11 protein-coding genes and 2 pseudogenes are annotated in these 13,501 nt (G+C 63.3%); 6 read left to right on the forward strand and 7 right to left on the reverse strand.

The features are described from left to right. Nucleotide 1: 1 nt before the first annotated feature. Both B3P22_RS09280 and B3P22_RS09285 read left to right on the forward strand, forming a co-directional pair. A complete protein-coding gene (locus B3P22_RS09280) occupies nucleotides 2–448 on the forward strand; it encodes a DUF3291 domain-containing protein (RefSeq protein ID WP_296270748.1) in 447 nt (148 codons plus the stop codon). 14 nt (nucleotides 449–462) lie between these two features. Beyond that, a pseudogene (locus B3P22_RS09285) lies at nucleotides 463–1,655 on the forward strand (winged helix-turn-helix domain-containing protein). On the opposite strand, the gene B3P22_RS09290 reads toward B3P22_RS09285, so the two are convergent. From B3P22_RS09290 to B3P22_RS09300, 3 genes are all read right to left on the reverse strand, one after another. After that, on the reverse strand, nucleotides 1,652–2,041 hold the full coding sequence (locus tag B3P22_RS09290; RefSeq protein WP_296270749.1) for a lysozyme inhibitor LprI family protein: 390 nt from the start codon (nucleotides 2,039–2,041) through the stop codon (nucleotides 1,652–1,654). The pseudogene B3P22_RS09285 and the gene B3P22_RS09290 sit on opposite strands and share 4 nt — an antisense overlap. A 262-nt stretch (nucleotides 2,042–2,303) precedes the next feature. Then, nucleotides 2,304–3,059, reverse strand: a complete 756-nt coding sequence (locus B3P22_RS09295) for a M48 family metalloprotease (protein ID WP_296270750.1) — start codon at nucleotides 3,057–3,059, stop codon at nucleotides 2,304–2,306. Nucleotides 3,060–3,218: 159 nt separating this feature from the next. After that, nucleotides 3,219–4,565: a class II 3-deoxy-7-phosphoheptulonate synthase gene (locus B3P22_RS09300; protein WP_296270751.1), complete on the reverse strand. Its 1,347-nt coding sequence runs from the start codon at nucleotides 4,563–4,565 to the stop codon at nucleotides 3,219–3,221. Nucleotides 4,566–4,851: 286 nt separating this feature from the next. Here B3P22_RS09300 and B3P22_RS09305 point away from each other — a divergent pair, with 286 nt between their 5' ends. Together B3P22_RS09305 and B3P22_RS09310 are read left to right on the forward strand one after the other, a co-directional pair. After that, nucleotides 4,852–5,625 (forward strand): spermidine synthase, encoded by a 774-nt coding sequence (locus B3P22_RS09305; protein ID WP_296270752.1) that lies wholly within the window; start codon nucleotides 4,852–4,854, stop codon nucleotides 5,623–5,625. A gap of 330 nt (nucleotides 5,626–5,955) precedes the next feature. After that, nucleotides 5,956–7,635 (forward strand): DEAD/DEAH box helicase, encoded by a 1,680-nt coding sequence (locus tag B3P22_RS09310; RefSeq protein ID WP_296270753.1) that lies wholly within the window; start codon nucleotides 5,956–5,958, stop codon nucleotides 7,633–7,635. Nucleotides 7,636–7,765: 130 nt separating this feature from the next. On the opposite strand, the gene B3P22_RS09315 is transcribed toward B3P22_RS09310, so the two are convergent. From B3P22_RS09315 to B3P22_RS09330, 4 genes are all read right to left on the reverse strand, one after another. Beyond that, complete coding sequence (locus B3P22_RS09315) at nucleotides 7,766–8,167, reverse strand: transcriptional regulator (protein WP_275545163.1); 402 nt, start codon at nucleotides 8,165–8,167, stop codon at nucleotides 7,766–7,768. Nucleotides 8,168–8,302: 135 nt separating this feature from the next. Continuing rightward, nucleotides 8,303–8,800 carry a DUF934 domain-containing protein gene (locus B3P22_RS09320; protein ID WP_296270754.1) on the reverse strand — a complete coding sequence of 166 codons (498 nt, stop codon included), beginning with the start codon at nucleotides 8,798–8,800 and terminating at the stop codon, nucleotides 8,303–8,305. Next, nucleotides 8,784–10,442 carry a nitrite/sulfite reductase gene (locus B3P22_RS09325; protein WP_296270755.1) on the reverse strand — a complete coding sequence of 553 codons (1,659 nt, stop codon included), beginning with the start codon at nucleotides 10,440–10,442 and terminating at the stop codon, nucleotides 8,784–8,786. The genes B3P22_RS09320 and B3P22_RS09325 overlap by 17 nt, the downstream gene beginning before the upstream one ends. Nucleotides 10,443–10,884: 442 nt before the next feature. Continuing rightward, the gene (locus B3P22_RS09330) at nucleotides 10,885–11,109 is read right to left on the reverse strand and encodes a DUF2970 domain-containing protein (protein WP_013715677.1); all 225 of its coding nucleotides are present in this window, start codon (nucleotides 11,107–11,109) and stop codon (nucleotides 10,885–10,887) included. Nucleotides 11,110–11,226: 117 nt separating this feature from the next. Between B3P22_RS09330 and B3P22_RS09335 the strand changes: the two are divergent. Together B3P22_RS09335 and B3P22_RS09340 are read left to right on the forward strand one after the other, a co-directional pair. Next, a pseudogene (locus B3P22_RS09335) lies at nucleotides 11,227–12,048 on the forward strand (helix-turn-helix domain-containing protein). Between the two features lie 45 nt (nucleotides 12,049–12,093). Continuing rightward, nucleotides 12,094–13,497 carry an NAD(P)/FAD-dependent oxidoreductase gene (locus tag B3P22_RS09340; RefSeq protein WP_296270756.1) on the forward strand — a complete coding sequence of 468 codons (1,404 nt, stop codon included), beginning with the start codon at nucleotides 12,094–12,096 and terminating at the stop codon, nucleotides 13,495–13,497. The last annotated feature ends 4 nt before the right edge of the window (nucleotides 13,498–13,501 follow it).

Here is a 13,501-nt window from a genome sequence, read left to right on the forward strand (position 1 = left end):
AGTGTCCACTTATCATCTGGCCCAACTGAACATCGCCTTGATGACGGCGCCGCTTGAGTCGCCGCAAATGGCTGATTTCGTTGCCAACCTCGAGCGCATCAACGCCCTGGCCGAGAGCTCGCCAGGCTACGTCTGGCGTTTGCAGGACGAGGCGGGCGACGCCACGGCGATCCGCCCCTTTGGCGACGATTTTTTGGTCAATATGTCTGTCTGGCAGGACGTTCAGTCGCTCAGCGATTACGTCTACAAATCTGCGCACACCGAGATGCTCAAGCGCCGCCGTGAATGGTTCGAGCGCGTCGAGCAGATGCACCAGGTGCTGTGGTGGGTGCCGGCCGATCATCGCCCGAGCGTGGTCGAGGCGGCCGAGCGACTGGCACATGTTCGCGAGCACGGCGCTACGGAGCACGCCTTTACCTTCCGCCATGCGTTCGCGGCGCCGGCCTGATAGGCTGAGTCGCCATGACAGACTCTCTTTCCCTGGCCGAAGCACGGCGCCTGGCCTTGGCTGCGCAGGGCTTTGGCCGTACGCCGCGTGGCGCTATCGTCCATAAGCACTTGCAGGCGCAGATCGAGCGTCTCGGCGTGCTGCAGATCGATTCGGTCGACGCCCTGGTGCGCTCGCATTATGTGCCGGCGTTTTCCCGCCTTGGCCATTACCAGGCCGAACATCTCGACGAACTGGCCTGGGGTCGGGCGCGGCGCCGACGTCTGTTCGAGTACTGGGGGCATGAAGCCTCATTGTTGCCGCTGGATCTCTACCCGCTGCTGCGCTGGCGCATGCGCAGGGCCGCCGACGCCAGGGCATCTACCGGCAATTGGCAAAATTCGGTGTTGAGCAACGCGAGGTGATCACTGCCGTATTGCAGGCCGTGCGTGAACGCGGCGCTCTCGGGGCCGGCAGCCTCAGCACCCGTACGGAGAGGGCCGGCCCCTGGTGGGACTGGAGCGCGGAAAAGACGGCGCTGGAGTGGCTGTTCGCCGCAGGCGAGGTGACGGTTGCCGGGCGGCGCGGCTTCGAGCGTTTGTATGACCTGCCGGAACGGGTGATACCGGCCGATCAGCTCAACCACGCAGAGCTGGATGAGCATGAGGCGCAGCGGCGCCTGTTGCTGCGCTCGGCTGATGCCCTGGGCGTGGCGACCGAGAAGGACCTGCGTGACTACTACCGGCTCGATGCCGGCGACAGCAAACGTCGTATCGCCGAACTGGTGGAGGCGGGCGAGTTGCGAGCTGTCACGGTGCAAGGCTGGCGGCAGCCTGCCTATTGCCGGGGCGAGCCGAGGATTCCACGGCGTGTGCGCCATAGCGCCTTGCTGTCGCCCTTCGATTCGCTGATCTGGGAGCGCGAGCGCACCGAGCGCCTTTTCGGCTTCCGCTACCGTCTGGAAATCTATACCCCGCAGGCCAAGCGTGTGTATGGCTACTATGTGCTGCCGTTTCTGCATCACGAACGCCTGGTGGCGCGGGTGGACCTGCGCAGCGAGCGCGCGGCCGGGCGACTAGCCGTGCATGCGGTGCATGTGGAGGAGGCTGTGTTGAGCGAGGAGGCGCGCCTGGCGCTAGGCGATTCACTGCGTGCGCTGGCGCACTGGCTGGGCTTGGATGAGGTGTGGTTGGCGCCGAGTGTCAATCTGCGCGGACTGCTGGGCTAGCCGCCGTTCTCCAGCAGAAATTTCAGCTCCTCGACGCGCTGGATGTTCAGTTCCATCGGGCAGGTGTAGTACATCGGCGAGCCGACGTGCTTGCCCTGCAGATCGCATTGGCCATTGCGGTAAATCAGCCAGGCCTTCTGCGTCGCTTGCAGTTGCTCGGCATCTTCCGGCGCGCTTTGTTGCAGTTTCAGGAACAACTGCTGGTAGATGCGGTTCATCTCCTTCTTTACCGTTTCCGATACGCCCTCGGCGCAGCCGGCGACGCTGGCATTGTTGATCATCCCGCTGGCGTCCAGGCAGGCCTGATACTGCTGCTCGTAGTCGGCCCAGGTGCTGAGTGGCAGGGCCAATAGCACCGGCATCAGCAGTTTATGCAGGCTTTGCATGAGAATTCCTCGATGGAACAGCCAGCCGTTCAGTTAAGGACAACGCCGTGGATGCTATGCAGGGTTGCACAGAGCAATGCCGGGTGTTGTTCGTGAGTCAAAGAGCTTCGCGGGCAAGCCCGCTCCCACTGAAGGTGCTTCTTGGCAGCCGCTGGGCTGGCACGGTTCACTGTGTGGGAGCGGACTCGTCCGCGAAGCTTTTACAATCCAGATGACTCACTATAACGGTACGTACTGGCGACAAGCTTGAAGGGCTTCGCGCTTACTTGGCGGCCAGGCGGGTGCGCATGTTGCTGGCGCGGTCGCTGGAGCCCGGGTGCGAGGAAAACATGCTGCTTTCGCCGCCGCCCAGCTTGGCCAGCTTCTCGAACGCGGTAACCAAACCTTCGCGCGGGATGTTGCGCTGGGTCAGCAGGTCGAAGGAGAAGTTGTCGGCGGCGTTTTCCTGGCTCTGTGAAAACTGCGCGTTGATCAGTTGTTCGCCCAGGGCGCCGAGTTGCGAGGCGGACAGGGCCGCGACGGAGGCATTGCCCGAAGCGGCTGCAGCATTGCGCGCGGCGGTGGTGGCGTAGGCGGTCTGCATGGCCTTCTTGCTGTGGCCGAGGGCGACGTGGCCGATCTCGTGGCCGAGTACGCCTTCCACTTCGTTGTCGGTCATCAGGTCCATCAGGCCGCTGTAGACGCGTACGCAGCCGTTGGCCATGGCCCAGGCGTTGACTTCATCGGCCTGGTAAACCTTGTAGGTGATCGGCGTGCCGTTGATCTCGTGGCCGAGGTTGTTGGCAATCTTGTCCAGGCGCTTGCTGTACGGGCTGTTCGGGCTGGCAATGTTGGCTTCGGCGTCCATCTCGGCGCAGGCCTGGTCGGACATGCTGCGCACTTCGGCGTCGCTGAGGGTTGCGGCCTGCACGGCCATCAGACCGGATTGCAGCATGGCGTCAGGGGACATGTTCTGGCAGCCGGCCAGCAGAGCGGCGCTGGAGAGGGCGAAAGCGGAGAGGGTGGTGCGCAGTTGCATGGATCATCGTCCTTGTTGGGGGTGTTGGCCGCGAGTCCTTTCCGGCTGGGTAGCATCTTCGGCACCTGCACGGTGCTCGCGTTGGGGGCGGCATTATGCCGGATAGCGTAAGAAGTGCGAGCCGGTTCGCGCCCTGGCCAGCAGCCAGGGCGCAGCGGGTCAGCGGCGTACCTGCTTGAGTGTCTCGGCGATCATGAAGGCCAGCTCCAGGGACTGGTCGGCATTCATGCGCGGGTCGCAGTGAGTGTGGTAACGGTCGGACAGCCCGTCTTCGGTGATCGGGCGCGAGCCACCGATGCACTCGGTGACGTTCTGTCCGGTCATTTCTATATGGATGCCGCCGGCGTAGGTGCCCTCGGCCTGATGCACGGCAAAGAACTGTCGAACCTCGGCGAGGATCTGCGCGAAGTCGCGGGTCTTGTAGCCGCTGCTGGCCTTGATGGTGTTGCCGTGCATCGGGTCGGAGCTCCACAGCACCTCGCGGCCTTCCTCCTTGATCTTGCGCAGCAGGCGCGGGAAGTGCGCTTCGACCTTGTCGGCGCCCATGCGCACGATCAGGTTCAGGCGACCCGGATCGTTGTCCGGGTTGAGCGTATCGATCAGGCGAATCAGCTCGTCCGGGTCCATGCTCGGGCCGACCTTGACGCCGATGGGGTTCTCGATGCCGCGCATGAATTCGACGTGCGCGCCGTCCAACTGGCGGGTGCGGTCGCCGATCCACAGCATGTGCGCGGAGCAGTCGTACCAGCGGCCGGTGAGGCTGTCGCGGCGTACGAAGGCCTCCTCGTAGTTCAGCAGCAGCGCCTCATGGGCGGTGAAAAAGCTCACTTCGCGCAGCTGTGGCGCGCTGTCCATGCCGACCGCGCGCATGAATGCCAGGGTTTCGTCGATGCGATTGGCGAGCTGGTGGTACTTCTCGGCCAGCGCCGAATTGGCGATGAAGTCGAGGTTCCACTGGTGCACCTGGTGCACATCGGCGAAACCGCCCTGAGCGAAGGCGCGCAGCAGGTTGAGGCTGGCAGTGGCCTGGTGATAGGCCTGTAGCAGGCGCTCCGGGTCGGGCGCGCGGCTGGCGGCGTCGAAGCCAATGCCGTTGACGATATCGCCGCGGTAGGCGGGCAGGGTGATGCCGTCGATGGTTTCGCTGCCGGACGAGCGCGGCTTGGCGAACTGGCCGGCCATGCGCCCGACCTTGACCACCGGGCAACCGGCGGCGAAGGTCATGACAATGGCCATTTGCAGGAGCACCTTGAAGGTGTCGCGAATCTTCGCGGCGGAAAACTCGGTGAAGCTTTCGGCGCAGTCGCCGCCCTGCAGTAAGAACGCGCGGCCCTGAGTCACTTCGGCGAACTGGCGGCGCAGCTCGCGCGCCTCGCCAGCGAACACCAGCGGCGGATAGCCGGCCAGGGTCTGTTCGACGCGGGCGAGGTGCGCGGCATCGGGATATTCGGGCTGCTGCTGGATGGGCTTGGCCCTCCAGCTATCGGGACTCCAGGCGTGCGACATGCTGCGTCTCTAGCGATTGATCAGGCGGAGGCGCATGGTAACTGATTAGAGCTGCTACGTGACTGGCTTCGCGCTGCTGCGGCCATATCGACTCGGGTTAGGAATGCCCTGATCGGAGCCGATGATGGCTTCGGTGCGTACCGGTATACGGGCGGATCAGGATTGCAATAACCGCAGCCATGCGGCCGACGTCGAATTATCACGTGACCCCGGGCCGTTTCTTCAATGACAATCGGCGCTTTAGCCCGGCTTCTATGCTGTGGGATATGTTTGTGGAGAGGTATCGATGCCAGGGTTGCCGCCAGACGACGAGTTGCAGGACGAGGTTCTGCTGGCCGAAGTGCACGATGCCTTCGGGGTAATTCGCGTGGTGCAGATCGGTGCCTACCGCTTCCTGGAGTTCGGTGATGCCATCGAGCAGAGCTGCGTGTTCCAGGGCGATCCCGCTTGGCTCGAATACGACTACACCCGCGCCATGTTACTTGGCGCGCTATGCCACGATGCGCCGGAAACCGCGTTGTTCCTCGGCCTTGGCGCCGGCAATCTGACCCAGGCCTGCCTGAAGTTCCTGCCATTGGAGGATGTCGAGGCCATCGAGCTGCGCCCGGATGTGCCGCGCCTGGCCATGGAGTTCCTCGGGCTGGACGACGATCCGCGCCTGACCATTCGCATCGGCGATGCCACCGAGCTGCTCGACAGTGCGGAAACCGCCGACTTGATCTTCCTCGATCTGTACACCGACCAGGGGCCTGGCGTCGGTCATCTGGCTTGGCGCTTTCTCGAGCATTGCCGCGAAAAGCTCAACCCGGGCGGCTGGCTGATCATCAACCAATGGGCTGGCAACGACGGCAAGCCACTGGGTGCGGCCTTGCTGCGCGGGCTCTATCACCGGCACTACTGGGAGTGCCCGGTGAAGGAGGGCAACGTGGTGCTGTTGATTCCGGCCGACCTCGACCAGTGCCTGGACATGGGGCGTCTGCAGGCGCGCGCTGGCGAACTGGCGCCGCGCCTGGGTTACTCGCTGCAATCGCTGATCGAGACATTGCGCCCGGCGACGTGACGCGTCGCATGGTCTGAAACCTGCAAAAAGTGCCTGGAAGCACTGGCAGGGCGCAGCCCAGGAAGGCGCAGGACATAAAAAACAGCACCTTGGTCAGGAATTTCCGGTATGATGCGCGCCGGCCAATTCACTGGCCACGTTCAGGTAGTGCAACTCGCCCGGGAAATTAACTTCCGGCAGCCAGTCCCCAGCGGACTATCCTTGACGATTCACTTTCATCACGTTTTCGCAAATCCCCGCCGACCAGGCTGCCAGGGTGACCCATAAGGTCTTACACGGCATGCGCAGCTTTGGAACATGGGTCTTTGCGGATGCACTTGAGGCAGACCCATGACCCAGGAAATCGGCGGCTTCGCCGCGCTCGGACTTCACCCCAATATTCTCGCCGCTCTGACCGCCGTCGGTTACGAAGAGCCGTCTCCGATCCAGTCGCAGGCCATTCCGGTGATCCTCGCCGGCCACGACATGATCGGCCAGGCGCAGACCGGCACCGGCAAGACCGCCGCGTTCGCCCTGCCGCTGCTGAGCAAGATCGACCCGGCCAAGCGTGAGCCGCAGGTGCTGATCCTGGCGCCGACCCGCGAGCTGGCCCTGCAGGTGGCCACCGCCTTCGAAACCTATTCCAAGCAGATGCCGGGCGTTAATGTCGTCGCGGTCTATGGCGGCGCGCCGATGGGCCCGCAGCTCAAGGCCATCCGTCAGGGCGCGCAGATCATCGTCGCCACTCCGGGCCGCCTGGTCGACCACCTGCGTCGCGACGAGAAGGTGCTGTCCACCATTCAGCACCTGGTACTCGACGAAGCCGACGAAATGCTCAAGCTGGGCTTCATGGACGATCTGGAGATCATCTTCGAAGCCATGCCGGAAAGCCGCCAGAGCGTGCTGTTCTCCGCCACTCTGCCGCATTCGATCCGCGCCATTGCCGAGAAGCACCTGCGCGAGCCGCAGCACATCAAGATCGCCGCCAAGACTCAGACCGTCTCGCGCATCGAGCAGGCGCACCTGATGATCCATGCCGATCAAAAGACCAACGCCGTGCTGCGCCTGCTGGAAGTCGAGGATTTCGACGCGCTGATCGCCTTCGTGCGCACCAAGCAGGCCACTCTGGACCTGGCCTCCGCTCTGGAAGCCAAGGGCTTCAAGGCCGCTGCGCTGAACGGTGACATTGCCCAGAACCAGCGCGAGCGCGTGATCGAGTCGCTCAAGGATGGTCGTCTGGATATCGTTGTCGCCACCGACGTCGCCGCCCGTGGTATCGACGTGCCGCGTATCACCCATGTGTTCAACGTCGACATGCCGTACGATCCGGAGTCCTACGTACACCGTATCGGTCGTACCGGTCGCGCCGGTCGTGATGGCCGTGCACTGCTGCTGGTCACCCCGCGCGAGCGCCGCATGCTGCAGGTGATCGAGCGTGTGACCGGACAGAAGGTCGGCGAAGTCAAGCTGCCGAATGCCCAGCAAGTGCTCGATGCACGCATCAAGAAACTGACCAGCAGCCTGGCGCCGCTGGTCGCTGATGCCGAAGCCAGCCATGGTGCTCTGCTCGACCGCCTGACTGCCGACATCGGTTGCAGCCCGCGCGCACTCGCCGCTGCGCTGCTGAAGAAGGCCACCAATGGCCAGGCGCTGGATCTGGCCAGCGTCGAGCGCGAACAGCCGCTGGTGCCGGGTGTTGGTGGTGCGCCGCGTGAGCGTCGCGAGCGTGATGATCGTGGCGGCGAGCGTGGTGAATACCGCGAGCGTCGTGCGCCGATGCCGCTGGCCGAAGGCCGTGTGCGCTGCCGTACTGCACTGGGCACGCGTGATGGCATCGCCGCGAAGAACCTGCTGGGCGCCATCCTCAACGAAGGCGGCCTGGCTCGCGACGCCATCGGTCGCATTCAGATTCGTGAGACCTTCAGCCTGGTCGAGCTGCCGGAAGATGGTCTGGACCGTCTGCTCGGCAAGCTGAAAGACACCCGCGTGGCCGGCAAGGCGCTGAAACTGCGTCGCTACCGCGAGGATTGATCCCGGCAAGGCTGATGCCTTGCAGCTGGATCAAAAAACGCCGCGCCCCTGATCAGGGCGCGGCGTTTTCATTTGTGCGGAGAAAACCTGGGTCATGCCGCAAGGGCGCCCAGCTCGTTTCAATGGACGGTCAGCCGCTTTCGCTGAGATTCGCCTTGGGCGCTAGGCGGTCGAACACCTCGGGTGTAAGCGCCGCCTCGCCAGCCTCGTCGAGCACTTCGCGCGGGTGCTCGCTGCCGGGGATGCTGCTATCGAGCATGCTCAGCAATTGCGCGCCGCGCGGGGTGAGGATGAAGTTCTCGCCATTGCCGCCTTCTTCCTCCGGGCGCGGTTCGATGAAGCCGTTGTGCAGCAGACGCGACTCGTAACGGGCGGCCTCGGCACGCAGATGGTCGAGGTCGTCCACGTGTTCGCCGGCACTCTCATGCTCTTCGGCCAGGTCTTCGGCGTAGCGACGCGGGGCAAAGGGTTTGCCGGCGGAGTTCTGTGCCTCGTGCAGCAGGCGTTCGATCAGGTCCCAGTCATGTTTCATGGCGTATCTCCCTAAGCGATGGGCTTATGGAATCCGACTTCACTGACGCGGTACGGTTCGACTCAACTGCCGAGCGGTCCATGCAAAGCAAAACGCCCCGAACCAGTCGGGGCGTTTTCAGGTGCTTCTCCGCGATCAGGCGCGGCGGCGGAACAGCGGTTGTGGCTGGTCTGCCGAAGCCTGGTACACCTCGCTGTAGTCCTCGAAGGCCTTCAACGCATCGTACGGGTCCTTGTCGGCACGCACGGCGAAGGCATCGAAGCCGACGCGGCGCAGGGCGAACAGCTGGTCGCGCAGCACGTCGCCGATGGCGCGCACTTCTCCGGTGTAGCCATAGCGGGTGCGCAGTAGGTAGGCGCTGGAGGAGTGGCGGCCATCGGTGAAGGCCGGGAACTCCAGGGCGATCACCTGGAAGTGCGCGAGGTCATCGGCGATTTCCTCGACTTCGTCACCGGCTTCCAGCCACACGCCAAGGCCGCCATCGCGGGCCTTGAGGGCGTGGGCATGCTCGCGCCACAGGGCCAGCGGGACGATGATGTCGTCGCAATTGGGGATGACGTCCAGGGTCACGTCCTTGGCCAGCAGGTGCCAGGTTTCATCGACCACCTGGCCGTTCTTAATGATTCGCTGCATAGACGCGCTCCTTGAACGGGTCGATACCGATACGGCGGTAGGTATCGAGGAAGCTTTCTTCTTCGGTGCGTTGTTCGACGTAGACGTTGATGATCTTGTCGATCACGTCCGGCATGTCGTCCTGAGCGAAGGACGGGCCGAGAATTTGCGCCAGGCTGGCTTCGCGACCGGCGCTGCCGCCGAGCGAGACCTGATAGAACTCCTGGCCCTTCTTGTCGACACCGAGGATGCCGATGTGGCCGACGTGGTGGTGACCGCAGGCGTTCATGCAGCCGGAGATGTTCAGGTCGATGTCGCCGATGTCGAACAGGTAGTCGAGATCGTCGAAGCGACGCTGGATGGCTTCGGCCACCGGAATCGACTTGGCATTGGCCAGCGAGCAGAAGTCGCCGCCCGGGCAGCAAATGATGTCGGTCAAAAGGCCCACGTTCGGCGTGGCGAAGCCTTGTTCGCGCAGCTCGTTCCACAGGGTCAACAACTGACGCTGCTCGACGTCGGCGAGGATGATGTTCTGGTTGTGGCTGTTGCGCACTTCACCGAAGCAATAGCGGTCGGCCAGATCGGCGATGGCGTCGAGCTGCTTGTCGGTGACGTCGCCCGGCGCCACGCCGGTGGGCTTGAGCGACAGGGTCACGGCAACGTAACCAGGCTTCTTGTGGGCGAAGGTGTTGCGCTGGCGCCAACGGGCGAAGCCCGGGTGCTCGGCGTCCTGCTGGGCGAGCAGGGCGTCTTCGTCGTTCAGGGCCTGGTAGGCCGGATCGATGAAATGCGCGGCAACGCGGGCGACTTCGGCCTCGGTCAGGGTGCTGGGGCCATCCTTCAGGTGCGCCCATTCGGCGTTCACGCGCTCGGCGAACACCTCGGGGGTCAGCGCCTTGACCAGGATCTTGATGCGCGCCTTGTACTTGTTGTCGCGACGGCCATAGCGGTTGTATACACGCAGGATGGCGTCGAGGTAGGAAATCAGGTGTTGCCACGGCAGGAATTCATTGATGAAGCTGCCGACGATCGGGGTACGGCCCAGGCCGCCGCCGACGGAAACACGGAAGCCCAGCTCGCCGGCTTCGTTCTGCACCGCTTCCAGGCCGATGTCATGCACTTCGATCGCGGCGCGGTCGCTGACGGCGCCGTTGACGGCGATCTTGAACTTGCGCGGCAGGTGGCTGAACTCGGGGTGGAAGGTCGACCACTGGCGGATGATTTCGCACCAGGGGCGCGGATCGACGATCTCGTCCTTGGCCACACCGGCGAACTGGTCGGTAGTGGTGTTGCGGATGCAGTTGCCGCTGGTCTGGATGGCGTGCATCTGCACGGTGGCCAGCTCGGCGAGAATCTCCGGCACGTCTTCCAGCTCCGGCCAGTTGTATTGGACGTTCTGGCGGGTGCTGATGTGGGCGTAGCCCTTGTCATAGTCGCGGGCGATGCGCGCCAGCACGCGAACCTGCGCGGACGACAGCAGGCCGTAGGGTACGGCGACGCGCAGCATGGGCGCGTAACGCTGGATATACAGGCCGTTTTGCAGGCGCAGCGGGCGGAATTCCTCGCCGCTCAGCTCTCCGGAGAGGTAGCGACGGGTTTGATCGCGGAACTGCTTGACGCGATCCTCGACGATCTTTTGATCGTACTGGTCATATACGTACATGAAGGGTCCTGTTTTCAGGCTACTTACTGCAAATCAGCGCGCACGGCCGCGCACTCCCCTAGGAGCCGGGGCACGATACCAGCTCAGGTTTATGCGTAAAAGTGATGTTTGAATATATAAACCTAGCTTTAAGGAATAAGACTGTCTCAGAGCATAACCAGATGGTTTGAGCGAAGGCCGAGGCTGGTCTTAAATGCAGTGTGCGTCACCCACAATACAAAGAAGAGGGGGAGCCATGAGCGAACACACCGATTGGGACAATTCCGACAGCGTCATCGACGCCTGGGCGATCTTCTGCCTGATTCTGCTTGCTGTAGGCACGGCGGTTTTCTGGGTTAGCGGGCAGTGAGCACGAAGGCCGGCGCGCATTGGCAGTCGGCCTTTTTTCATCCGCCGCTGCGCTGTGCCGATATCCATTGATGACGCCCGAGGGCTAGACGGATCAGCCGGTCGCCAGGTGCAGGATCAGTTTTACCGCGCCCAGCAGCACGACCACGAACAGGGCAGTGAAAAGTACCCCGAGCAGAATGAAGTGGGTGGGCTTGCCGCGGCTGAAGTCGCGGCTGCGGTTCTTGCCGCTCTGTACGCCGAGCGCTGCCGCCAGCACGCTCTGTAGCATCTCGCGTAGCGTCAGAGGGGCCTGGGGGTCTTTGTCCTGATCAGTCATAATCGGTCTCTCCTTCGATCCTGCAAGCATAGTCCGCAACCGGCCAGGCGGCACGAGGGGCTAGGCTGGCTTCGGCGAATCAGGCAATCTGCCCGTGCCTGACCAACGACGCCTACCATGCCTGACGACCTTTTTGCCGACGATGCCGCGCAGACCGAGCGCACCCGTGAAACCATCTTGCGTTACCACCTGAGCTGGAAGCATCGTGACCTCGAAGCGGTGATGGCGCTGTATCACCCCGATATCGAATACAACGATTTCTATCAGCAGCGTTGCATGCGTCTGGCCGAGTTGCGCGAGTACGTCGAGGCCAACCTGCCGCGCCGTCCAGGCGAGTTGCTGGAGCACGTTGATCGTATTCGCACCGATGGTCATACCGCCTTCATCCAGTACCGCACCAGCCTGCAGGGCGGGGAAGGGCTGGTGTCGTTTCGCACCGGCGAGGCCATCACCGTGCGTGACGGGCTGATCTGGCGCATCAACGAATACGCCACCCTGGTGCACGAGATTCGTGGCGCTGGCGAAACCGCCACCTCGCGTCCGGCGATCAGCCGCCTGGGGCTGTCGACGCGTCAGCTCGGGCAACTGGCGCAGGATCTTCAGGATTATTTCCAGCGCAGTCAGCCTTTTCTCGACCCGGAGCTGGACCTGCAGCAGGTGGCAGCGGCGACCGGTTACAGCCGCAACCAGATTTCCCATCTGCTCAACCAGGTGCTTGGCGAAAGCTTCTATCGCTACGTCAATTGCGCTCGTCTGTAGTACCTGCTCGAGGGGCTGCAGGTCGGCAGTGATCTGAAGCGCATCGACGAGCTGGCCTTTGCCGCAGGTTTCAATTCCTTGTCGGCGTTCTATAGCTGTTTCAAGCGCCACACCGGGCTGTCGCCGAAAGCCTATCTCAAGGAAATTTCCTCGCGGGCACGCACGCAAGACAGCGCCTGATTGCCACTACTAGCCTTGCGTTATCAACCGATGACGGAGGCGTGGATGAACTGGCGCAACATCAGTCTGTGGATGGATCAGCTCGATGATCCGCTGCAGGCGCGGCCCAGCCTGCAGGAAGATATTCAGGCGGACATAGCTATCATCGGCGCCGGCTATACCGGGTTGTGGACGGCCTATTACCTCAAACGGTATGCCCCGCAACTGCGCGTCGTGATTTTAGAGGCGGAGACGGCCGGTTTCGGCGCTTCCGGGCGTAACGGCGGCTGGCTGATGGGGAACCTGCTCGGTGAGGATCGTTTGCTGGCCGCTCGGCCGTCTGCCGCGCGCAAGGCATCCTTCGATCTGCTGCACGGTATTCCCGACGAAGTAGCCGAGGTGGTGGCCCGCGAAGGCATCGACTGTGACCTGCGTAAGGGCGGCGTGCTGTATTGCGCCGCGCGCTATCCGGAGCAGGAGGTACGCCTGCGCGATTACCTCGAGCACTTGCGCGAGCTAGGCCTCGGTGAAGACGATTACCGCTGGCTGTCGCCCAGCGAGCTGGCCGCGCAACTGCGTGTCGCCAATGCCTTTGGTGCGCTGTACAGCCCGCATTGCGCGACCGTTCAGCCTGCCAAACTGGTCCGGGGTCTGGCACGTAGCGTTGAAGACATGGGCGTCGAGCTCTACGAGCGCAGCCCGGTGATCGACTGGCAGCCAGGCCAGGTGCGCACGGCACAGGCTCGCGTCACGGCTGATTGGGTAGTGCCGGCCATCGAGGGTTATGCGGCCACCTTGTCGCCGCTGGGCAATCACCAGTTGCCGGTGCAGAGCCTGATCGTGGCCACCGAGCCGCTACCGGCGGATGTCTGGGCTGGTATTGGCCTGGAGCGCGGGCAGGCGTTCAGCGAATTCAGCCGCCAAGTGACCTATGGCCAGCGCAGCTTCGATGATCGTCTGATCTTCGGCGCACGCGGCGGTTATCGCTTTGGTGGACGTCTGCGCAGCGATTTCAACCTCACTGAAGAAGAACTGGGCCTGCGCCGCTATTTGATGGGGGAAATCTTCCCGCAACTGCGCAGCGCACGCTTCAGCCACTCCTGGGGCGGCAATCTGGGCATGGCGCGGCGCTTTCAGCCGCATATGCTGCGTGACTCACGCAACCGCATCGCGTTGTCTGGCGGCTACGGCGGCGAGGGTGTAGGCGCCAGCAACCTTGGCGGACGCACCCTGGCCGATTTGATTCTGGGGCGCGACAGCGAACTGCTACGCCAGCCCTGGGTGCTGAGTGACAGTCCGGTTTCCCGTTTGCCTCGCTGGGAGCCCGAACCCTGCCGCTGGCTCGGTTACAACGCAATCATCCGCAGTTTCGTTCACGAGGACGAAGTACTCGCCAACCCGCGCAGCCCAGCCTGGCGACGCCGTCTAGCGCAGGCGGTGGCTGCGCGTATGGAAAGCCTGATGGGCTGAGCGA

This window comes from Pseudomonas sp. UBA6323, assembly GCF_002439135.1.
GTDB lineage: Bacteria > Pseudomonadota > Gammaproteobacteria > Pseudomonadales > Pseudomonadaceae > Aquipseudomonas.

Coding starts and splice junctions, on each gene's coding strand:
- B3P22_RS09290 (WP_296270749.1), bottom strand. CDS start 2,041: ATGCAAAGCCTGCATAAACTGCTGATGCCGGTGCTATTGGCCCTGCCA.
- B3P22_RS09295 (WP_296270750.1), bottom strand. CDS start 3,059: ATGCAACTGCGCACCACCCTCTCCGCTTTCGCCCTCTCCAGCGCCGCT.
- B3P22_RS09300 (WP_296270751.1), bottom strand. CDS start 4,565: ATGTCGCACGCCTGGAGTCCCGATAGCTGGAGGGCCAAGCCCATCCAG.
- B3P22_RS09305 (WP_296270752.1), top strand. CDS start 4,852: ATGCCAGGGTTGCCGCCAGACGACGAGTTGCAGGACGAGGTTCTGCTG.
- B3P22_RS09310 (WP_296270753.1), top strand. CDS start 5,956: ATGACCCAGGAAATCGGCGGCTTCGCCGCGCTCGGACTTCACCCCAAT.
- B3P22_RS09315 (WP_275545163.1), bottom strand. CDS start 8,167: ATGAAACATGACTGGGACCTGATCGAACGCCTGCTGCACGAGGCACAG.
- B3P22_RS09320 (WP_296270754.1), bottom strand. CDS start 8,800: ATGCAGCGAATCATTAAGAACGGCCAGGTGGTCGATGAAACCTGGCAC.
- B3P22_RS09325 (WP_296270755.1), bottom strand. CDS start 10,442: ATGTACGTATATGACCAGTACGATCAAAAGATCGTCGAGGATCGCGTC.
- B3P22_RS09330 (WP_013715677.1), bottom strand. CDS start 11,109: ATGACTGATCAGGACAAAGACCCCCAGGCCCCTCTGACGCTACGCGAG.
- B3P22_RS09340 (WP_296270756.1), top strand. CDS start 12,094: ATGAACTGGCGCAACATCAGTCTGTGGATGGATCAGCTCGATGATCCG.